At 60.6% G+C, this 20,877-nt stretch carries 16 protein-coding genes and 1 riboswitch; of the genes, 7 read left to right on the plus strand and 9 right to left on the minus strand.

Features of this window, described 5'->3' with window-relative positions; all coding sequences use genetic code 11:
* A complete protein-coding gene (locus tag EX00_RS23470; RefSeq protein ID WP_047463523.1) occupies nt 1-1,779 on the minus strand; it encodes an acyl-CoA dehydrogenase family protein in 1,779 nt (592 codons plus the stop codon).
* 319 nt (nt 1,780-2,098) lie between these two features.
* Here EX00_RS23470 and EX00_RS23475 point away from each other — a divergent pair, with 319 nt between their 5' ends.
* Nucleotides 2,099-3,100: a transporter gene (locus tag EX00_RS23475; RefSeq protein WP_047463525.1), complete on the plus strand. Its 1,002-nt coding sequence runs from the start codon at nt 2,099-2,101 to the stop codon at nt 3,098-3,100.
* A 75-nt stretch (nt 3,101-3,175) separates the two neighbouring features.
* Here EX00_RS23475 and EX00_RS23480 read toward each other — a convergent pair whose 3' ends face one another.
* Nucleotides 3,176-3,667 carry a BA14K family protein gene (locus EX00_RS23480; protein ID WP_047463527.1) on the minus strand — a complete coding sequence of 164 codons (492 nt, stop codon included), beginning with the start codon at nt 3,665-3,667 and terminating at the stop codon, nt 3,176-3,178.
* Between the two features lie 262 nt (nt 3,668-3,929).
* Here EX00_RS23480 and EX00_RS23485 point away from each other — a divergent pair, with 262 nt between their 5' ends.
* Nucleotides 3,930-4,886 (plus strand): glycoside hydrolase family 25 protein, encoded by a 957-nt coding sequence (locus EX00_RS23485; RefSeq protein ID WP_234709095.1) that lies wholly within the window; start codon nt 3,930-3,932, stop codon nt 4,884-4,886.
* On the opposite strand, the gene EX00_RS23490 is transcribed toward EX00_RS23485, so the two are convergent.
* The 3 genes from EX00_RS23490 to EX00_RS23500 form a co-directional block, all read right to left on the minus strand.
* Complete coding sequence (locus EX00_RS23490; protein WP_047463531.1) at nt 4,883-5,971, minus strand: FAD-binding oxidoreductase; 1,089 nt, start codon at nt 5,969-5,971, stop codon at nt 4,883-4,885. The genes EX00_RS23485 and EX00_RS23490 overlap by 4 nt on opposite strands.
* A 3-nt stretch (nt 5,972-5,974) precedes the next feature.
* Nucleotides 5,975-7,219, minus strand: a complete 1,245-nt coding sequence (locus EX00_RS23495) for an aromatic ring-hydroxylating oxygenase subunit alpha (RefSeq protein ID WP_047463533.1) — start codon at nt 7,217-7,219, stop codon at nt 5,975-5,977.
* A 99-nt stretch (nt 7,220-7,318) separates the two neighbouring features.
* Nucleotides 7,319-7,521: riboswitch (cobalamin riboswitch) on the minus strand.
* Between the two features lie 214 nt (nt 7,522-7,735).
* Complete coding sequence (locus EX00_RS23500) at nt 7,736-8,149, minus strand: ACT domain-containing protein (RefSeq protein ID WP_047463535.1); 414 nt, start codon at nt 8,147-8,149, stop codon at nt 7,736-7,738.
* A gap of 104 nt (nt 8,150-8,253) precedes the next feature.
* On the opposite strand from EX00_RS23500, the gene EX00_RS23505 reads away from it, so the two are divergent.
* Genes EX00_RS23505 through EX00_RS23515 form a run of 3 tightly spaced genes read left to right on the plus strand, consistent with a single transcriptional unit; the run spans nt 8,254 to nt 11,360 of the window.
* Nucleotides 8,254-8,862: a DUF6656 family protein gene (locus EX00_RS23505; protein WP_047463537.1), complete on the plus strand. Its 609-nt coding sequence runs from the start codon at nt 8,254-8,256 to the stop codon at nt 8,860-8,862.
* Between the two features lie 58 nt (nt 8,863-8,920).
* Nucleotides 8,921-9,895, plus strand: coding sequence for an L-threonylcarbamoyladenylate synthase (locus tag EX00_RS23510; RefSeq protein WP_047463539.1), 975 nt, complete (start codon nt 8,921-8,923; stop codon nt 9,893-9,895).
* A gap of 34 nt (nt 9,896-9,929) precedes the next feature.
* Nucleotides 9,930-11,360, plus strand: coding sequence for an FAD-binding oxidoreductase (locus EX00_RS23515; RefSeq protein ID WP_047463541.1), 1,431 nt, complete (start codon nt 9,930-9,932; stop codon nt 11,358-11,360).
* Between the two features lie 286 nt (nt 11,361-11,646).
* Here the strand turns inward: EX00_RS23515 and EX00_RS23520 are convergent, their stop codons facing one another.
* Both EX00_RS23520 and EX00_RS23525 read right to left on the minus strand, forming a co-directional pair.
* Nucleotides 11,647-14,658 carry a DNA translocase FtsK gene (locus tag EX00_RS23520; protein ID WP_047463543.1) on the minus strand — a complete coding sequence of 1,004 codons (3,012 nt, stop codon included), beginning with the start codon at nt 14,656-14,658 and terminating at the stop codon, nt 11,647-11,649.
* A gap of 162 nt (nt 14,659-14,820) precedes the next feature.
* Entirely contained in the window at nt 14,821-17,328 is a 2,508-nt protein-coding gene (locus EX00_RS23525; protein WP_047463546.1) for a DUF1217 domain-containing protein, read from the minus strand.
* Nucleotides 17,329-17,647: 319 nt separating this feature from the next.
* Between EX00_RS23525 and EX00_RS23530 the strand changes: the two genes are divergently transcribed.
* On the plus strand, nt 17,648-18,214 hold the full coding sequence (locus EX00_RS23530; RefSeq protein ID WP_047463547.1) for a DUF6101 family protein: 567 nt from the start codon (nt 17,648-17,650) through the stop codon (nt 18,212-18,214).
* A 64-nt stretch (nt 18,215-18,278) separates the two neighbouring features.
* Here the strand turns inward: EX00_RS23530 and ubiA are convergent, their stop codons facing one another.
* Together ubiA and EX00_RS23540 are read right to left on the minus strand one after the other, a co-directional pair.
* A complete protein-coding gene (gene ubiA / locus EX00_RS23535) occupies nt 18,279-19,238 on the minus strand; it encodes a 4-hydroxybenzoate octaprenyltransferase (protein WP_047463549.1) in 960 nt (319 codons plus the stop codon).
* 64 nt (nt 19,239-19,302) lie between these two features.
* Nucleotides 19,303-20,094, minus strand: a complete 792-nt coding sequence (locus EX00_RS23540) for a MipA/OmpV family protein (protein ID WP_404944041.1) — start codon at nt 20,092-20,094, stop codon at nt 19,303-19,305.
* A gap of 290 nt (nt 20,095-20,384) precedes the next feature.
* Here EX00_RS23540 and EX00_RS23545 point away from each other — a divergent pair, with 290 nt between their 5' ends.
* The gene (locus EX00_RS23545; protein ID WP_047463552.1) at nt 20,385-20,819 is read left to right on the plus strand and encodes a hypothetical protein; all 435 of its coding nucleotides are present in this window, start codon (nt 20,385-20,387) and stop codon (nt 20,817-20,819) included.
* Nucleotides 20,820-20,877 lie beyond the last annotated feature (58 nt).

Consider the following 20,877-nt stretch of genomic DNA (forward strand, 5'->3'; position numbering starts at 1 on the left):
TCAGGCAAGAGCGATGCGTGCGGCTTCAAGGCTGGACGCGCCGGTCACGACACGATCGGTGAGCGCGGCGGTTTCGGCCAGCATGTTTTCGGCGGCAAAGCGGCAAAGTGCGATGCGCTTTTCGCTTTCACCATCCGCGACATCCACCAGGCCGCCCTTGGCGAGATAGCATCCCGTCAAGACGAGGCCGAAGAGCCGCTGATAAGGTGTTGCACCCGCTAAAGCCTCGGCCACATGCCCGCCGGCCTGCTGTGCCAACAGCCATTCGCTTGCCGTCTCGAGATCTGCGATGGCGGCATTCAGCCGGTCGGCTGTCTCACCGAAACCGTCGAGATTGGATTTGGCGACGGCATCGGCGGTCGCGCGCAATTCGGCGATGAAGCCACGCACATGCTCGCCATTGGCGATGGTCAGTTTACGCGTGACGAGGTCGATCGCCTGGATACCGTTGGTGCCTTCGTAGATCGGCGCGATGCGAGCGTCGCGCAGCAGGCGGGCAGCACCGGTCTCCTCGATGAAGCCCATGCCGCCATGCACCTGGATGCCGAGCGAGGCAACGTCGACACCGGCGTCGGTGGAGAAGGATTTGGCGATCGGCGTCAACAGCGCGGCCCGCTCCTGCCAATAGCGCGCCTTGCCGGCATCGCGATGCGACATGTCGATCGCCTCGGCGCAGGCGTAGCAGATGGCGCGGGAGCCCTGCGTCAGCGCCTTCATGGTCAAAAGCATACGGGCGATGTCGGGATGTTCGATGATCGGGCTCATACCGAAAGCTGTCGTGCCCGGCGCCCTGCCCTGCGTGCGTTCTTTTGCGTAAGCAATGGCCTTCTGCGTCGCCGCCTCGGCGATTGCCACGCCCTGAATGCCGACGGCAAGGCGCGCATTATTCATCATCGTGAACATGCAGGCGAGACCCTTGTTCTCCTCACCGACGAGCCAGGCAACCGCGCCTCTCTCGTCCCCGTATTTGCCGTCGCCATAGATCATCGTGCAGGTCGGCGAGCCATGGATGCCGAGCTTATGTTCCAGAGAATGGGCGAAATAGTCGTTGCGGGCACCGAGCGAACCATCATCGTTGACGAGGAATTTCGGCACGAGGAACAGCGAAATGCCGCGCGTGCCGGCCGGCGCATCCGGAAGACGGGCGAGTACAAAATGGATGATGTTCTCGGCTGCCTCGTGATCGCCCCAGGTGATGAAGATCTTCTGGCCGAAGAGGCGATAGGTGCCATCGTTGTGGCGATCGGCGCGAGTGCGCAAGGCACCCACATCGGAGCCGGCATGCGGCTCTGTCAGGTTCATCGTGCCGGCCCATTCGCCGGTGACCAGTTTCGCAAGGTATTTTCTCTTGAGGTCCTCGCTGCCATGGGCGACCAACGCCTCGACGGCGCCCATCGTCAGTGTCGGCGCGAGGCCAAAGGCCATGGAGGCGGAATTCCACATTTCCAACGTCGCGACGTTCAGCATATGCGGCAGGCCCTGGCCGCCAAATTCCTCCGGCGCGGTCAGCCCGTTCCAGCCGCCGGCGATCCAGTCGCGATAGAGCTTCTCCCAGCCATCGGGCAACACCACCTTGCCGTCGACAAGCCTGGCGCCCTGCCGGTCGCCGATCTCGGCCAGAGGCTCCATCTCGTCGCCGGCGAAACGGCCGGCCTCCGTCAGGATGGCATCGAGGACATCGCCGCTCAGATCGCCGAGACGCCCCTCCTCCATCGCCTGCCCCATGCCGGTGACATGCTTCAGCGTGAACGCGATTTCTTCGACAGGCGCCTTGTACATGGTGTTTTCCTCCGCGGTGATGATGCCGACAGTTTACCTCACCCAAACCATCGGCCGCTTATTGCCTATAGCTAATTGATTTTTACGTAAGCGTCAATTTTAGGAAAGGGGGATGTTGCATCAAAATTGCGACTGCCCGAACTGGCGTCTCCAGCTCCAGTCGCCGGAAAGAATTTCGAGCCACTCGACCGTCCTGGCGATAAAAGCTGCGGTATTTTCACCATTCCGCGCGATTGTCCCGCAGCCGTCCGCACTTGCATAAACAATCGTCATGAACAATGACTATGGCAACTCTCTTGATAATGCGAAACCTCCAGCCATGAACACGATCACGACAGCCAACAGGATTCCGGGTTTTGTCTGGGCCTATCGCTTCAGCCCCGGCGCGGGCAAGGCCGAGCGGCTATCCGACGAGACGCAGCGCACCCGGCTATTCGATGGCGAAGGTTTCGTCTGGCTGCACCTGAACCTTGTCGACGCCCGTGTCGCCGCATTCCTCGAAGATATCCCCGGATTGAACGAACCATCCCGCACGGCCCTGACCACGCATGAGACCCATGCGACGATCACCGTCGACGAGCAGATGCTGTTCGGGACGCTGGTCGATTTCCAGCGCGAATTCGATCAGGAGACGAGCGATATCGGCTGGCTGCATTTCGTGCTCACCGACCGCATGCTCATCACGACCCGGCTACAGCCGCTGCGCAGCGTCGAACGGGTGCGTATGGCGGTGGAGAAGAACGCCGCGAAATTCGCAAACCCGATCGACCTTTTCGAGCTGCTGGTCGTGGAGTTCCAGCGCACGCTGATCTCACTGGTGATCGAGATCACCGAGGAACTGAACCTCATCGAGGATTTCGTCTATGACAATGCGCCGCGCGACGAACGGCGACGGCTGGCGCCGGTGCGCCGCACGATCGTGCGCCTGCACCGGCATCTGCGCAATGTGCTGACGCTGATGCGGCGGGCAGGCGCCTCCGACGACGATGAGATGCCGCTTGGCTTCGAGGATGTCGCGGGGCGGCTGACCGGGCGGCTGGAATCGGTCGACCACGATATTTACGCACTGCAGGAGCGCGCGCGCTTGCTGCATGAAGAAATCGACTCGAAGCTTTCCTCGGAAATCAACCGTCACCTCTACATCCTGTCGATCATGACGGCACTGCTGTTACCGCCGACGCTGGTGACCGGCTTTTTCGGCATGAACACATCACATCTGCCGTTTTCCGAGGGCAGTTCGGGCACCACATATGCCATCGGCCTCATCGTCGCTTCGATTGCGCTCGCCTGGTGGCTGCTGAAGCGGACAAACATTCTCTGACATCAGGACATCCGCCAACAAAAACCGCCCGGCGGATGACCGGGCGGTTTGTTTCGATAGATCCTGATCTCTCGCTCAGAAATAGGGCGAGTAACACTGCTGACGCGGGCCGTTATAGGGCTGGAACGTGTTGTCGTAGGACCTGTAGGAGCGATAGCGCGCATAGCACCAGTCGACATGGCGCGGATTGACACCCGCGGCTCTCGGCGGAGCCGCATAGCGCGGCTGGCTGGCGATAGCGCCGCCAATGAGAGCCCCGGCGCCGAAGGCTGCCAGCGGGAACCAGTAGCCATCACGATAGCGATAGCCGCGACGATAGTCCCGGTAGCCACGATGACCGCCGTACCAACCTTCACGATAGTAGCCCCGACGATAATAGCCGCCACGGTAACCGCCGTAGCCGCCATACTCACGCCATTGAACCTGCTCGACGCCGGCAGGCGCGGCCTTGTCCGCCGCAACAACGGGTGCGGCAGGCATCTGCATTGCGAAGGACGGCGTGAAACTCGTCAGAGCCACGGCGGCCGAAAGAGCGATAGTCGTAATTCTCGCACGGAAACCAAGCATTTACTTCTCCATTCCCTGGCTTGTCTTGTGCTCAAGCAAACAATGTTCCGTATCGGGGACGGCTCCCCTTACTGCTCTGCGCATCCACAAGTCGCGCGGACATTTAGTCCACCCTTAAATATGCACCTATTTAAGGCCTTATGCACAGACTCCACGGCAAATTTATAGCGATCCCATTCTTAACCCGCGATTAACCATTCGTCCTTACCCTTAGTTCATGAAGGGATACCGGCAGACTCACCCTCTGATTTGCAGTCTCCTGATGGTCCTGGCGTTGCTGGGACTGGCCTCCAGGCTTGCGGCCGGCGAAAGCCAGCCCTGGACCGACCCGCAAAACGCTCTCATCGTCGATGCCTACGAGCTGAATACCATCGATTGGGAACAGCTCCTGCAGGACAAGCGCATCTCCGCCTTCATTTCCAAAGCCTCAGATGGCCTGCCCGAGAGCTTCAGCTGCACCGGCGACCATGCCGGCGACACCTTCGCGCACTGCAAGACCATGTGGCGCAAATATGCGGTCAGCCGCGAACTCTATCAGACGCGGCGGATGCTGGCGAAAATGAACGGGCTGCTATGGGGTGCCTATCATCTCGGACGCCCCGGCAATCCGGTCGATCAGGCCAATCATTTTCTCGACTACGCCGATCCGAAACCGGACGAGCTGATGGTGCTCGACATAGAGGGCCTCGATGTCATGCGCTATATGTCGCTCTCCGACGCGCAGGTCTTCGTGGGCCATATCAAGGTGAGGACCGGGCGCTATCCGATCCTCTATACCAACCACAATACCGCTCAATACATCGCCGACCACCGCCAAGATTACCCGATCCTGGCGCGGCTGCCGCTATGGTATGCACGCTACAAATCCGATGTGAAGGACACTTTCCCGCTCGGCAACTGGGATACATACGCCCTCTGGCAATTCGCCTCGTCCGACAATTGTTCGGAAAGAAGCTGCCCCTACCGGGTGCCCGGGACGCTGAAGGACATCGACGTCAATGTCGTGCCGATGACGAAGATGCAGCTCGCCAGGGTCTGGCCGCAGGGCGATCTCCTGCCCGCCAAACCGATGCCCGCACCTGAGATGATCGCCAAGGCGCCGAGCTGCGTCGAACCACTACAGACACTCGTGTCGCTGCTGGTGGACCCGGTCGTCACCGCCTCGACACAGCAAACAAAACCGGTCGAGGTCAACGAGCTGAACTATCAGGATTTCTAGGCTTCGATCTGCACATCCGTCTTCGGACGCGAACAGCAGGCGAGGATGTAGCCTTCCTCGATCTCGTCATCGAGAATGCCGCCATTGTGGCTCATCTCGACCTCGCCCGAGAGCTTCAAGACCCGGCAGGTACCGCATAGGCCCGACTCACAGGCAGCACCGATGCGTACGCCGGCACCGCGCGCGGCCTGCAGGATCGTCTGGCCGGGAGCACAGGGGACATCCTTGCCGGCCATGGTGAAGCTGATCGAGGTGGCTGCTTCCGTCGGTGCGTCATCGCTGACTTCGGCCAGCGGCGTTGTCGCCTGCGCCGGCTGGAAGCTTTCCTGATGAAAGCGCGCCATGTCGAAGCCATGGGCTACCAGCATGGAGCGAACGGCATCCATGAAGATTTCGGGGCCGCAGCAGAAGATCGTGCGGTCCATGAAATCGGGCGCCAGCAGCCCTATCTTCGCCTTGTCGATACGGCCTTTCAGTCCCGACCAGAGATCCGTGCGACCACAGCCCTCGACGATGAAGCCGAGATCTAGGTTCGGCATGAAGCGGGCGAGATATTCCAGCTCCGAGCGGAAGATGATGTCGGCGGGGCTGCGCGAGCAATTGATGAAGGTGATGTCCGATAGCGGCGCGGTATCGGCCATGTAGCGCGTCATCGCCATCATCGGCGTGATGCCGGACCCAGCGGAGACGAAGAGATATTTCTCGCCGGGATGACGAATATGGCTGAAATCGCCGAGCGGACCGAAAGCCTTGACACGCATGCCGGGCTTCAGGTTCTCGAACATCCAGCGCGTGCCGATGCTGTCCTTCTGCGCCTTGACCGTGATGGCGACGGAAAACGGCCGCGACGGGGTCGAGGACAGCGTGTAGGTACGCATGACCGGCTCCGCGGCCGCCGGCAGCTCCAGGGTGACGAACTGGCCGGGCAGATAGCGGAACCAGTTGTCCTTATCGGAGCGGAAGGTGAAGGTCATCACATCGGGTGCTTCCGGCGTTGCCGAAAGGCATTCGAGCAGATGCTGCCTGTCGCTCCAGGGTTTCATCTGATCCAGGTGCTGATGGCGGAGGGAGACGGTCATGTTCATAACTCAGGCAACCGCCGACAGCTTGGCCTGATCGCCCTGTAGCCGGTTGATCATGAAATTCGCGTACCATTCGACGAACTGCATCACGCCGCCTTCATCTTCCTGCGAATAGGGGCCGGGCTCGTAGGCGGGCGAGCGGATGCCGAAGGCATTTTCCTCGACAATCCGGCGGTCCTGGTCGTTGGTCTCGGTCCAGACGTGGGTCAGCTCCTTGAGATCGTAGTCGACGCCTTCGACCGCGTCCTTGTTGACGAGCCACTTGGTCGTGACCTGCGTTTGCTCGGGACCGAGCGGCAGCACGCGGAAGGTGATCGCATGGTCGGCGAGCACATGATTCCATGTCGTCGGATAGTGGAAAAGCAGCAAGGTGCCGATATGGCTTTCCAGCACGTCTTTGGAGAGCGGCCGCTGCACGGCGCGCGCGCCCGACATGGTGTAGCTCTCGGCATCCTGGATGAGCGGCATGCGTGCGGCGCGGAACTGGCCCGTCGGCGTCATGCGGAATTCGCTTGGAAGACCCGCCGCCTCGCACTTTGCCCAGTGTTCCGAAATCACCGGATCGTCCTTGGCGCCCTGTACGCCGGTCGCGCTCGGTGCTTCCGGATAGGTGCGGCAGAGTTCGGGATGGTTGGCCGCGCAATGATAGCATTCGCGATTGTTTTCCCACACGAGCTTCCAGTTGCCCTTCTCGATGATCGTGCTTTCGAAGGCGACCTTGGTCTCACCGAGGTGGTGACGGGCGAGATAAGGCTCGACCATAGCGCGGAACGGCGCGAAGTCCGGCGCCTGATCTGCAAGGCAGATGAAGATATAGCCGCCAACGCTTTCGCAATGGACCGGCTTCAGCGAGAACTGGCTCTTGTCGAAATCCTCCGGCATATGCCGGGCAAAGAGCAGGCTCCCGTTCAGTTCGTAGGTCCACTGATGATAGGGGCAAACCAGCTTTGCCGAGGAACCGCGCTCGGAAGAACAGACGCGCGAGCCGCGATGGCGACAGCTATTGTGGAAGGCGCGGATCACCTGATCGCGGCCGCGAACGATGACGACGGGATAATCGCCGATCTGGACGGTGAAATAGTTGCCGGCGCGCGGCACCTCGCAATCATGGCCGATGAACAGCCAGTCGCGATAATAGATCATCTCCATATCGAGCTTGAAATAATCCTGATCGGTATAGAAGGGCTGCTCCAGGCTGAAGCCCTCGCGGCGGTTCTTCAGTTGCCGCAAAACATTGCTGCTGATGTCCATTTGCCTATCCTTGCGCAGTAGCGGTCAGCAGGCAGAGGACACGCATGATCGGCCGCGAACGACCGCAACGCAATGTCCCGACCGCCCGCCGCGGTCAGTAAATCATATCTCCCCAAGGCTGGTTTCCGGGCTCTGGAGCGGTCCCCTAGGGGACCCCATGGCACCTTCCCAGGCTGTCTCAGCCCAGTGGCTTTATCCGCCATGCCTTACTCCACCACCGTTGCGGGGGCAGCGCCGGATTTCGACCGGCTTCCCAATTCTCCGCCTCCCTAGCAGGCGGCACCTTGAGATTGATATCATCATAATCCCCGCCCCTCCCGCTGCTCTGCTGCAATGCGACATCGGCTTCGAAATTGACGACAGACGAAAGAAGATTTTCGGAGACGTGGCGCGGCCAAAATATCCGAAGACAATTCAAACCGTTATGCTCCCGCGAAGAGTATTGGTTCCCACCCCGGCCACGCATTGTCCACGGCGCTTTGTCTTGATTGCGACAGGCCCGTCGGCAAGCGGGCTTTAGAGAGGATATTGCCCCGCCGAGAGTGCCTGCAGCGCGGCCATCGCGCGCCCGGCATCGACCGCCGGCACGAAGATATGATCATGGTAATAGCCGGCGACGACATTGGCACTGATCCCTTCCTGCCCCAGCGCCGTCGCAAAGGCAGCCGTGAGACCCACGGCTTCCAGTGAGGAGTGAATCTCAAGAGTGATCATCCGCATTGCCGGCGCAACCGGAAGTCCTGCCTGCCGGGCTGTCTCGACCGGCAGGATCAGCGTCACACCTTCTCTTTCCTGAAACAGTCCGATCGGTTTGAGATCGATATGATCCATCAGCGACGAAGCCGGCATGCTGCAATAGACGAACTCGCCCTCGACGAGATCAGGTTTCATGCCGGCAAGCAGCTGCTTGAGGTCGGTAATGCCAGGCATGGTTCTCACCCTCTTCAACAATCCGCCGACAAAGGCACAGGCTTCAGCCCGGCTCAAGCTAGGTGATCTATCATGCGGTATTCAGACCTCCATGGCGAGCCGGCATGGCAAAACTCAGATATTTCGATGCCAAGAAACCCGCCGACCCGGAGCCGACGCTGCCGGCAGCTGGATATACGGAATTCCTGCGCACCGGCCGCATCAATCGAGACAAGACACATTGGCTCGCCGAGGAGCGACGTTACCTCACGTTCGAGGAAGTGGCCGAACGCACGGCTAGCAAGCTCAGAAGCGCCGGCGAGACGACCCATGACCGCCTCAACAGCTTTCACCAGTCGATCCGCTTTCCGAAACTGATCTTCCATCACACGCTCAGGGATACGCCGCATCTCGGCTATTGCCACGTCACCGCGGCGCGGACGCAATTCGCGCAATATGAGGAGGTAAGCTGGGCCTTCTACATCGCCAATTTCTTTGCCCGCCTCGGCCAGAACGACAATTTCTTCGAAGACATCAGCCTGAAATATTCGCGGATGTATTTCGCCGTCGCCATAAGGCCGGATGAGGATGCGTCGAAGAAGTTGACGATCAATCGCGAAGTGCGCGGCAACGGTGTGCTCTTCCACACCCATGATCCACAGATCGCCATCCGCAATGTCTTGCTGCTCGGCGCGCGCAACGAACAGCTCCGCGACATCATTCGCCAGCTTTGATCATTGATCCGCAAACTCGAAAAGCATAAGAACGGCCTGAACGGCAATCGGTCAGGCCATGGCGCGACATATAGACATTCTCCAGCATCCCGAGGCGGCAATAGCGGCGGCGACTGCCACCCTCGCCGAAGGATTGCCGATCGGGCTGCCGACTGAGACGGTTTACGGGCTTGCCGCCGACGCCACCAATCCCGCCGCCATCACCCGCATCTACGAGACCAAGGGCCGGCCGCGCTTCAACCCGCTGATCTGCCACATGAGCGACCTCGCCATGGCCGAGCGATACGCGATCTTCGATCCGGTTTCGCGAAAGCTGGCGGAAGCCTTCTGGCCCGGCCCCTTGACGTTGGTGCTGCCGCTGCGCCCGGAAAGCGACATTCATCCACTGGCGACCGCCGGGCTCGATACGGTCGGCATCCGGGTGCCGCAGGGCTTTGCCGGCGAGCTGATCCGCGCCTTCGGACGGCCGCTTGCCGCGCCCAGCGCCAATACGTCCGGCAAGATCAGCGCCACCAGCGCCGATCATGTTCATGACGATCTCGGCGAGCGGATTTCACTGATTCTCGATGCCGGCGCTTCGGTCGTCGGCGTCGAGTCGACCATCGTCAAGGTCGAGAATGGCGAGATGCGCCTGCTCAGGCCCGGCGGGCTGGCGGCAGACGAGATAGAGCGGATCGCGGGTCAATCGTTGAAACGCAAAAACGGCGCGTCAGCAGCCATCGAAGCGCCGGGGATGCTCGCCTCGCATTATGCGCCGGGTGCCGCCGTTCGGCTCGATGCGACCGCCGTTACCGCCGGCGAAGCGCTGATCCGCTTCGGCAGGCCCGATATCGCCGGCATCGAAACGGCGTCCATCGTGCTCGACCTCAGCCCGTCCGGCGACCTCACGGAGGCCGCCGCCAATCTCTTCGATTTCATGAAGCGCGCCGATGCCAGCGGTGCTGCAACCATCGCCTTTTCCAGCATTCCCGACGAGGGCCTCGGCGAGGCCATCAACGACCGGCTGCAACGCGCGGCCGCGCCGAGACAGTAAATCCGACCACACGCAATTCGGTAAAGGACACGCCATGAGCAGCGCCGCCCCCTCCTCCGCCCTTCTCGATCGCTTTGCCGCCATCGTCGGCGAAAAGCACGCATTGCGGGAGGCGGCGGATATCGCCCCGCATCTGGTCGAAAATCGCGGTCTCTATCATGGCGCATCACCGATGCTGCTCAAACCCGGCTCCGTGGAAGAGGTTTCGGCGATCCTGAAGCTTGCCAGCGAGACCGGCACGGCGATCGTGCCGCAGACCGGCAATACCGGCCTTGTCGGCGGCCAGACGCCACGCGAGGGTGGCTCCGATATCATTTTGTCGCTGGAGCGGATGAACCGCATCCGCGACGTCGATCCCGTCGGCAACACCATGGTCGTCGATGGCGGTTGCATCCTTGCCGAGGTGCACAAGGCCGCGGCGGAGCATGGCCGCATGTTTCCGCTGACGCTCGGCTCGGAAGGCTCCTGCCGCATTGCCGGCAATCTCTCCACCAATGCAGGCGGCACCGCCGTTCTTGCCTATGGCAATATGCGCCAGCTCTGCCTCGGCCTCGAAGTGGTGCTACCGACCGGCGAAATCTGGAATGGGCTGCGCCGGCTGAAGAAGGATAATACCGGCTACGACCTGCGCGATCTCTTCATCGGCGCCGAAGGCACGCTCGGCGTCATCACCGGCGCGGTGCTAAAGCTCTTCCCGCAACCGCTCGGCCATCAGGTGGCCTTTGCCGGCATCCAGTCGGTCGAAGACGCGCTCACCCTGTTCAAGAACGCCTCCGGCCTTTGCGGCACGGCGCTGACCGGCTTCGAACTGATGCCGCGCATCGGCATCGAATTCACCGTCCGCAATATTCCCGGCGTCCGTGATCCCCTGGAAACGATGCATCCCTGGTATGTGTTGATCGACGTCTCCACCTCGGATTCATCCGAAACCGCCGAGCGGATGATGATGACGCTGCTGGAGCAGGGTTACGAGGCCGGCCTGATCCAGGATGCAACAATCGCCAGCTCCGAAGCACAGCAGAAGGCGCTATGGCACATGCGCGAGAGCATGTCGGACGCGCAGAAGCCGGAGGGCGGCTCGATCAAGCACGACGTTTCCGTACCGGTCGCGCGGATCCCGCAATTCATGGCCGAGGCCGAGACGGCAGTGATGGCTGCCCTGCCCGGCGCCCGCATCTGCGCCTTCGGCCACATGGGCGACGGCAATATCCACTACAACATTTCCCAGCCCATCGGCGCCGACAAGGACGAATTCATCGGCCGCTGGCACGACATGAACAAGATCGTCCACGGGCTGGTGCTGAAGTATAACGGCTCGATCTCCGCCGAACACGGCATCGGGCAGTTGAAGCGCGACGAACTGGCCTCAATCCGCTCCGACATCGAGATGGACCTGATGCGCCGGATCAAGACGGCGTTCGATCCGGCGGGGGTGATGAATCCGGGGAAGGTTTTGAGGGTCTGAGAGCTCTCTGCGTAGGAATAGCTTGGCTTTGAGTATGCCGAGCCTCTGATACCCCCCTCTGTCACTTCGTGACATCTCCCCCACAAGGGTGGAGATTGGTAACTCGTGGCTCGTACTCGCCTCAAACAAGCATCGTATCCGCAGAGACCAAAGCATGATCATTTGGTTAGGCGGCACAGCATACTCCTAACGATCTCCCCTCTTGTGGGGGAGATGTCACGTCAGTGACAGAGGGGGGGTGCGCACTCTCCACGACTACCGCGGCCAATGTCATCCCCCTGCTGGATCAATCATAGTCCTCATTGCTCGCCTGCGGAGCCGCTGCATTCCGGTTGCCGGAGATGATTTCGCGCTTGCCGACATGGTTGGCAGGGCCGACGAGGCCGTCCTTTTCCATGCGTTCGACGAGCGAGGCGGCACGGTTGTAGCCGATGCCGAGGCGGCGCTGGATGTAGGAGGTGGAGCACTTCTTGTCGCGCATGACGACCTTGATCGCCTGTTCGTAGAGATCGTCGCCGTCTTCGGAGGCGATCGCGCCCTTGTCGAAGACCGCGGTGTCCTCTTCGTCGTCCTCTTCATCCTCGTCGGCGGTGACCGTGTCGAGATATTCCGGACGGCCTTGCAGCTTCAGATGCGCCACGACCTTCTCGACTTCTTCATCTGAAACGAAGGGACCGTGGACGCGGGAGATGCGGCCGCCACCGGCCATGTGCAGCATGTCGCCCTGGCCGAGGAGCTGTTCGGCACCCTGCTCGCCTAGAATGGTGCGGCTGTCGATCTTCGAGGTCACCTGGAAGGAGATGCGCGTCGGGAAGTTTGCCTTGATCGTGCCGGTGATGACATCGACCGACGGACGCTGTGTCGCCATGATCAGGTGGATGCCGGCCGCACGCGCCATCTGCGCCAGGCGCTGGATCGCACCTTCGATTTCCTTGCCGGCGACCATCATCAGGTCGGCCATTTCGTCGACGATGACGACGATGTAAGGCATCGGCGTCAGGTCCATTTCCTGGTTCTCCTCGATCGGAGCGCCAGTGCCCTTGTCGAAGCCGGTCTGAACCAGGACGTGGATCGTCTCGCCCTTTTCACGGGCCACGGCAACCCGGCTGTTGTAGCCGTCGATGTTACGGACGCCGAGGCGCGACATCTTCCTGTAGCGGTCCTCCATCTCGCGCACCGCCCATTTCAGCGCCATCACGGCCTTCTTGGGATCGGTGACGACGGGGGTCAGCAGATGCGGGATGCCGTCGTAGACGGAAAGTTCGAGCATCTTCGGATCGACCATGATCAGGCGGCACTGTTCCGGCGTCATCCGGTAGAGCAGCGACAGGATCATCGTGTTGATGGCGACCGACTTGCCCGAACCGGTGGTGCCGGCGACCAGCAGGTGCGGCATCTTGGCGAGTTCGGCGATGACGGGCTCGCCGCCGATGGTCTTGCCGAGGCCGAGCGCCAGCTTGTAGCCGCTTTTTTCAAAATCGGCTGATTCGATCATCTCGCGGAAATAGACAGTTTCGCGAATGACGTTCGGCAGTTCGATGCCGATGACGTTGCGGCCGGGGACGACAGCGACGCGGGCCGACAGCGCCGACATGGAGCGGGCGATATCGTCGGCGAGGTTGATGACGCGCGAGGATTTGACGCCGGGAGCCGGCTCGAATTCGTACAGCGTCACGACCGGGCCGGGACGGACATGGATAATCTCACCCTTGACGCCGAAGTCTTCGAGAACGCTTTCGAGAAGGCCGGCATTCTGTTCCAGCGTTTCCTGCGTCATGATCACGCCGGGTCGGGCGACAGGCTCTTGCAGCAGCTCGCGCGGCGGCAATTCATACTCGCCTTCGCCACTGCGGGCGATCGGCCGCCATTCCGGCGGGGTCAGGGCGTTGGGCCTGCGCGGCGTAAACTGCGACGGCGGCGGATCGATCAGCCGCTGCTTGGCGGCCTCGACAGCGGGAATGACGGGTGCTGCTTCGACAACAGGGGCCACTGCCGGAGGCACCGGTGGCTTGACCGGCATCGGAGCGACGACCATGACCGGAGCCGGCTTGGCCGGGGCGACCTTCGGCGCGGCAACAGCCTCGGCTTCATTGGCAAAGACGGCCGTGACGAAAGCGGGCGGCACGAAGGCGGCGGGCTCGATCGTTTCCGGTTTCACGGCGACTGGAGCGACCAGTTCGATCGCTGCCGGTACGGCGGGCGCCAGGGCAATGGCTTCCAACGCGGCAAGCTCGTCCATGACGAAGGTGTTGACCGGAGCGACAGCTGCGACAACCGGCGAGACTATAGCCTCCTGCGGCACGTCAACGACCAACGACGGACGGCGGCACTCGACAACGCGGAATTTCGCGACGATCGATTCGACCTCGGCCTGGATCTCGGCAACGGGCACCGGCTGGGCCAGTGTACCCTTGATGGCGGACACGAACTCTCCCTCGAAGGGCATGGCGTCCCAGAAGGCGAAATCGGAGAGATGGGCGAGCCGTGACTCGACCACAGGCGCGGCAACGGATTCTGCAACGTTCGACAATGACGGCGAGGCATCCAGCGCGGTCGCGGGAGCCTTATAAAATGCGGTAGCGATGACAGTCATCTCCAATGCGTCCGGCGCAGTCGCCGGAGAGTTCTGAATTACGGCGGGCTGGTAGGTTTCGGCCGCAAACGACACGCCCTCCCATGGCGGCAGATCGAATTCGACCGACGGTTCCACTGGGCGAGCGACAATCAGAGCCGGTGATTCGACCACCGGCGGTTCCATGACCCGCATCGCGGCATGGTTCGCGGCCGGCGGCACGAGGACAGGCACGGGCTCCGCTGGCGGGCGGCGGCTGACGATCTCGTTCTCGCGCGTACGGGTGAAGCGGACGTTCGGCCCCATCAGAAAGGCATTCTGCCAGCCGGGCGAGGCAAGCTCCTCGGCCGAGATCCCCTGCGGCGTGACAGGCATGATCGGACCGCTGGCCGCCACGGTGCTCGCCTGCAGGGCCTCCACGACCGGCTTTGGCGCTGCCGCGATCCGCAAGCGTGCCTCCTCGGCAATCCGCCGCTCTTCCGCGCGGCGGCGCTCTTCGGCCTGGCGCTTGGCTTCACGGACGGTGCGAATTTTTTCTTCCAGGAATGCGCGGCGGGCAGCGATCTGCTCGGCACGGCGGGCTTCTTCCGCAACCTGTTCCGGGTCGGGCTCGCCCTCTGGCTGGGAGCCATTTGCAGCATTGGAAATGTTCGTTCGGGAAAGACGCATGAGACCTGCAACCCAGTCATTGATATTGCCGATGGCTTCCCAAATCGAATAGGGCAAAGACGGTTAATAAGTTCCTTCTGATCGTCGTAGAATGCACTTATTCCGTATCCCCGACCCAAGAGAGCGACCCATAGCGGCACGGCGGCAACAGGCACGCCGATCGGTTCCACGTCGCTCGGGAAAGCGACGCGAATCGACGATGATCGTTTATGGGATTGATTACTTGGCCGAGGAAAGCTGCGCGATCGACAGCAGCGTATCGGCGCTGATTCCGACGCTTGAGGAGCTCGTCAGGATCGAGAGTGCTGGCGATGTCGACGAGGTGGTGTTGTTCGCCAGGTCATACATCGCCGAGAAACGCTGCAGGAGCTTATTGACCTTGGTCGGATCCTGCAGATCGCTGACGTCGATGAATTTGGCAAGCAGCTTGGCCTGGGTGTCGACATCCATCGAGGACATCGAGCTCGGCAGGCTATAGGTCGTGGTGATGACCTGATAGAGCGCGGTGTCGCCCATGATATCGTAGATCGAATTGATATCCGGAGCCTTGCGCTGGAAATAGAGCGCCAGGCGCACGCCGGCATTGGTGTCTCCCTCCTGATCCTCGAGGGTCTGATGCAGGAAGAGGTCGTTCGTATCGGCGATCGTGCCCTGATTTTGCGCGGTCCCCAATTTCGTGTCGGTCAGATTCCCGTCCGCGTCGAAATTGAAAGCGTTGACGATGCTCTTGAACTGCGCGCCGTCGTCCGTGTTGATGAAGCTCTTCGAATCGCTCGGATCGGAGGCAAAAGCCTTTTTCAGCGTCGCGGTATCGACCGTCTTCGGATCGATGCCGTTGGCCGTCAGGATGAAATCGGTGAGCTTGCTGTCGGCGAGAAGGTCGTTGACGCTGGTAACCTTGACGATATTGGTCGCGAAATAGGTCGCTGCATCCTTGGCATCGCTGGTAGCCTTAGTGAGCTGGGCGCCTGTCAGCCCGATCTTGCTGCGGCTGGAATATTCGGAGACGTAGCTGTTGATCTGCGTTTGCGACAAGGCCTGGACGGGCGGCTTCAGCTTGCCGTCGCTGTCGAAGTTGAACGCCTTGGCAAGGTTGGTGAAGCGCGTGTCCTTGAGCGAATTGACATAGCTTTTCGGATCGTAGGGATCGCTCTCGAGGACCTTCTTCATCTGCGTCTTCGTCATCTCGTCCGGGCTGATGCCATAAGCGCGCATCGCCATCCGGTAGAGTTCGGGAAGACTGTCGTTGCTGGCATCGCTATCGGCCGCGACATTGGTGGCGAAGAAATCGTCAATGGTCTTCACCGCGGCGATGCGCGTCTGGTAGTTGCTGACGGCGTTGGTGGTCAAGGACGTCTGCGACGTCTGATAGTTTTTCAAATAAGCGGTCGACGCGGCATCGATCGCCGTCTGGGATTGCGCCGTGTCACCCGAAGCAAGCGTGCCGTCCGACTGGAAATTGAATGCGGCAACGACATCGGTGAGGCCGAAAATAGACGCGGTGGTAGGACTCGCGAACGCGTTCTTCAATACGGCGGCGGACGTATCCGCATCGATCCCATAGGCGGTCTTGATGTAGTCGAACAGGCGGGTATCCGACGTCAATTGGTCAACGGTGGTGATAGAGCCGATATTATCCTTGTAATAAAGGTCGTTGTCGGTGGCGCCGACATCCGTCGTGTACGATGGCACCGCAGAATTGTAAGCGCTCATGACATCGGCCGTCTGGCTGAGTGTCTGCGGACCACCTTTGTAGTTCGCCGCGTAGCCGTCCGTGGTCGCGCTTATCTGATCCGACGTCTGCGCCTGCGTGCCGTCGGCAACGGTGCCATCGGACTGGAAATTGAATTGCGCCATGACGTCGGTCAGTCCTTTCGACGCCGCAGTGGTCGCGCTCTTGGCCGAAGCGTTGAACTGGCTGGCGGTGATATAGGCCGGGATGTCGAAGGCCGTTTTGACATAGTCGAACAGGCGAGGATTGGAGGTCAGCTGGTCGACGGAGGTGATCGCGCCGATCTGGCTCTGGTAATAGGCCGTGTCGGTATCCGCCGTCGACGTCTTCACCGTTCCGTCGGCATTGAAATTGAATTCCGCGACGATCGCCTTGTCGGCGGCACTGCCATTCTGATCGACGAAGCTGTCGGGATCGCTGAGATCGCTCGTCAGCATCTGTTTCAGGAAAGAATTCGACGTATAGGTCGGGTCGAGGCCATAGGCCTGCAGCACGTAGTTTCTGAGGCGGCTGTTGCCTACGAGGTCGTCGACGGTCTTAACGCTGCTGATATTCTGGCTGAAATACGTGGTTTCGGTCTGCGCGTTCGTTGCCTCAGTCGTAAAGGACTGATTGTAAAGGCCGATCAGATCGTCTTCCTGAGTGCTGGTTTGCGCCGTCGAAGAGCTACCCGTGCCAAAATTGAACGCGGCGGCGAATTCCTTGTAGCGCGTATCGGTCAGTTTGTTGGCGAAACTGGTGGAATCGCTGAGGTCGCTGGTCAGCACCTGTTTCATAAAGGCCTTGGCATAGGTCATGTCCGACAGGCCGTAGGCTTCCATCGCATAGCTATAAAGCTGATAGTCACCCATGAAGTCGTCGACATCGGTTACCTTGCCAATATTGGCATTGTAGTAGTCGATCTGACGCTTGGTCTGTGACTGGGATGCCACCTGATTGAGCGTCGTCGCCATATTCCTGGTTGCTACCGCATAACCAAGATAAGTGGATATCATCAGCCCGACCCCAATAAATCTCTAATATAAGCCAGCAAATCTCTCCGCAGTATGGCAGTTAAACCTTACCCGAGACTTACAATACTTCATCTATTGCGTGTATCAGATCGGTACGTCCCGCTTGCGCCGTGTATTCACTTTATGGAAACCCTGATCGATTCGGTTTTGCTAACCATTTGAGGATGCAAAGTTTTCTTAACCGCAATTTTTAAGCTGTCTGGAAGGGACGCCGCCTAATCTGAACCCAACGAGAGGACATGACGTTCTCCGTAAGAAGACCGGAAAACCGGCTCTCAGGTAAAGCAAGGGTAGAGATTAGATGACAAATACCGTCCTGAAGCCCGATTGGGCTGGAAACACACTGCGGCTTGATCCGGCGCGCTTTCCGCAACAGGTCAGCTATGCCATGCGGGGTGCCGAAGGTGACGTCACCATCACGATCGACGAGCGCGGCGCGGTGCTGCGCAAGATCCTCCCGTCCAGCGGCCTGCCGCTGTCCGTCGCCTTGCCGAAGCGCGCCTTCATGGGTGTTGCCGCCCGTGCCATCGACCATGGCGACGGCGAAGTCACCGTGACGCTGGAACTGCATCATTCCGATCCGGATCTCTGCATCCCCCTCCTCGTTGCCCACGATCTGAGCGACATCGCCGCCGACTGGCGCTCGTGGTCGGAAGCCTTCCGCATTCCGATGCTGATGATCGAAGCCGATGGCGTCGCCCGGCCGCTGGAAGAGCATCTGGGCGGGGTCGCCGCCCGCGATACCCAGCCGCGCCGCCGCCATTCCTATTTCGCCGAGCGCCGCCCGCGCTTCCTCGTACGCCGCTCGACCGGCTCGCTCGGTCTCAAGATGAAGATCCAGGGCCGCGAGATCATCGCGCGGCGCTGAAACTAATCGATTTTGATTGCATCAAAGCCCGACGCCCAAAAGGTGTCGGGCTTTGTGATTCTCATCAGGAAACGAGAAGCAGGAACGACAGGAAGAGACTGGCGAAGATGATCAGGCCGACCCGATTGTTGGATTGGAACAGGGCCAGGCACTGCTCGCCATCGTTGATATCGAGCACGACGATCTGATAGGCGAACATGCCGCCTGCGACGAGAAGGCCGAGATAGGACAGCCAACCCGCCCCCGCCAGCGCGAAGGACAGCAGCATCAGCACCAATGTCGCGCCATAGAGGCCGATCAGCCAAAGACGGGTGTTGTCGCCGAAAAGCCGGGCGGTGGAGCGCACGCCGATCAGTTCGTCGTCCTCCTTGTCCTGATGGGCATAGATCGTATCGTAGCCGATCGTCCACAGGATGGCGGCGGCATAAAGCATGATGGGCGCGAGCGACAGGCCGCCGAACAGCCCGGCCCAGCCCATCAGCGCGCCCCAGGAAAAGGCCAGGCCCAGGAAAAACTGCGGCCAGTCGGTGAAACGCTTGGCGAAGGGATAGAGCGCGACGATGCCAAGCGACAGCACGCCCAAAATGACGGCGAACCAGTTGAATTGCAGAAGCACCAGAAGGCCGACCAGCGCCTGTAGTACGATGAAGACCTTGGTCTGAAAGCGCGTCACGCGGCCCGATGGCAGCGGGCGCGAGCGCGTGCGGGCCACTTCCATATCGATCTTGTGATCGACCAGATCATTGTAGGCGCAGCCGGCCCCGCGCATGGCAACCGCGCCGATGAAATAGAGGAAGAGGTGATAGATCACTAGAAAGCCGGGCGACTGACCCATCGCGGCAGCCGCATTGGCAGCCAGCGCCGCCGACCAGAAGCATGGCCACATCAAGAGTTCCCAGCCGATCGGCCGGTCCCAGCGCGCGAGCTGCGCATAGGGCCACAGCACCGGAGGCAGGATGCGGTAAACCCAGTTGCCGGACGGCGCGTCGGCGACGCGCCCGTGGATGTCGCCTGTCTTTTGCATAGGCGAGTAGTAGTGATATCCGCCGCCCGCGGTCAAGCGGCGGGGCCGCAGCCCCGCACTTTTCTCAGTTCATCGTGAAGTTGAACTTGTAGGTGGCGGAGACGCCGACCAACAACTGGTTGCGGTCGCCGCGTTCACGCACCAGGCTGCTGTCACCGGCCGGGCCGGTAAGACGCGTATATTCCAGGAAAGTGCTGGTGGTCCAGTTCTCGGATGGCTTCCACGTCAACGCGCCGCCGGCACCGACGGACTTCACCCCACCGCCTGGATTGTAGCGGCTGAGGCCGGATGCCGCCGCCTCCCGAGCATTCACGCCATAATAGCTGTTGAAATAATCGTTGGAGGCGAGCGTCATGCGCGGGCCACCGGACAGGCGAAGTTCCGGGGTGATGTCGACGAAGGCATCGACGGCGGCGTCGGCAACGATGCCGCTATGGGCACGAATGCCCTGGCGGACTTCGATGCGGGCGCGCAGCCAGTCGGTCGGATACGCCTCGGCAAAACCGCCGGCCTCAACGCCCCACTTTACCTTCTTCAGGCCCTTCAGCTCGTGACCGTCGCTGCTGTCGCGGCTCGGCACGAACTTGCCGACGATACCGACGCGGAAGGCGTCGCTCTCGATCAAAGCAAAGGACGGATTGTCGTTGCGCGAGGAAAAGCGCGGGCCTGGCCCCTGCCTGCCGACGGAGATCAACGGCGACCACTGCAATTTGTTGTGCTTGCTGCCTTCGAACTTCGGCGCCGAGAAACCGGCCGCACCGACGCTTAGGTACCAGTTACCCGACCATAAATACTGGCCATCTCCGGCCGAAGCCGCGCCGGCGGACGCAACGAGCAAGCCAAAAGTAAAAAGCAGACGCGATTTCGTAGGCACAATGCAACTCCATAATACGCAATACAAAGGGCCGCACACGCAGCCCTAGAGTTGCCTCAAACTATCCGGATCGCGTTACCGCTCTCTTAACCACGCGCGATTGGATTCAGGACCGACGACAAATTTTCGACGAGATTTGCGCTGGCTTCCGGCTTGCGCCGATCTGTCGCAGCGCTTTAATTTCGCCATGCGTTACTCAATCAGGGGTGTGTCCCCCAGGGCCCAGGCAAAGACAGTGAATTTCCGATATAAAAATTAAACGAGAGAGTGGAATGAAAACCAGATCTTTGATGTATCTCAGTGCTTTTCTCAGTGTCGGCATGGCGCTTTCAGGCTGCGTATCCGCGCCAATCGGCGGCGCCAAGCAAATCCAGTACTCGCGCAACGTTGCGTCCGGCAAGAAGACACACATCACGGGCGCTTCACTGGTGAAGCCGGATTGTACTTTTGCGACCTTTCCCTACACCGGCATCGTCAAACAGCCGGCCCATGGCAAGGTCGAAGTCGAGCACGGTCCGGTCGCCGCGACGTTTCCCAAGGGCAGCAACGCCTACATTTGCAGCGGCAAAACCGTCCAGGGTAACAACATCTTCTACACCTCCAACCCCGGCTTCGTCGGGACCGATCAATTCACGGTACGTCTCACAGGGCTGAATACGGACGGCACGGTGCAAGACGGAACATTCGTGGTTCATGTCGGCAAGTAACTGGATCATCGCTGCATCACCTCCGCAGGAATGAGGCGGTGGCGAGGTCGAAAATCGA

Source organism: Martinezella rhizogenes (genome assembly GCF_000799715.1).
GTDB lineage: Bacteria > Pseudomonadota > Alphaproteobacteria > Rhizobiales > Rhizobiaceae > Rhizobium > Rhizobium rhizogenes_C.

Coding starts and splice junctions, on each gene's coding strand:
- EX00_RS23515 (WP_047463541.1), top strand. CDS start 9,930: ATGAGCAGCGCCGCCCCCTCCTCCGCCCTTCTCGATCGCTTTGCCGCC.
- EX00_RS23495 (WP_047463533.1), bottom strand. CDS start 7,219: ATGGACATCAGCAGCAATGTTTTGCGGCAACTGAAGAACCGCCGCGAG.
- EX00_RS23505 (WP_047463537.1), top strand. CDS start 8,254: ATGGCAAAACTCAGATATTTCGATGCCAAGAAACCCGCCGACCCGGAG.
- EX00_RS23510 (WP_047463539.1), top strand. CDS start 8,921: ATGGCGCGACATATAGACATTCTCCAGCATCCCGAGGCGGCAATAGCG.
- EX00_RS23475 (WP_047463525.1), top strand. CDS start 2,099: ATGAACACGATCACGACAGCCAACAGGATTCCGGGTTTTGTCTGGGCC.
- EX00_RS23525 (WP_047463546.1), bottom strand. CDS start 17,328: ATGATATCCACTTATCTTGGTTATGCGGTAGCAACCAGGAATATGGCG.
- EX00_RS23480 (WP_047463527.1), bottom strand. CDS start 3,667: ATGCTTGGTTTCCGTGCGAGAATTACGACTATCGCTCTTTCGGCCGCC.
- EX00_RS23470 (WP_047463523.1), bottom strand. CDS start 1,779: ATGTACAAGGCGCCTGTCGAAGAAATCGCGTTCACGCTGAAGCATGTC.
- ubiA (WP_047463549.1), bottom strand. CDS start 19,238: ATGCAAAAGACAGGCGACATCCACGGGCGCGTCGCCGACGCGCCGTCC.
- EX00_RS23500 (WP_047463535.1), bottom strand. CDS start 8,149: ATGCCTGGCATTACCGACCTCAAGCAGCTGCTTGCCGGCATGAAACCT.
- EX00_RS23530 (WP_047463547.1), top strand. CDS start 17,648: ATGACAAATACCGTCCTGAAGCCCGATTGGGCTGGAAACACACTGCGG.
- EX00_RS23545 (WP_047463552.1), top strand. CDS start 20,385: ATGAAAACCAGATCTTTGATGTATCTCAGTGCTTTTCTCAGTGTCGGC.
- EX00_RS23490 (WP_047463531.1), bottom strand. CDS start 5,971: ATGAACATGACCGTCTCCCTCCGCCATCAGCACCTGGATCAGATGAAA.
- EX00_RS23485 (WP_234709095.1), top strand. CDS start 3,930: ATGGTCCTGGCGTTGCTGGGACTGGCCTCCAGGCTTGCGGCCGGCGAA.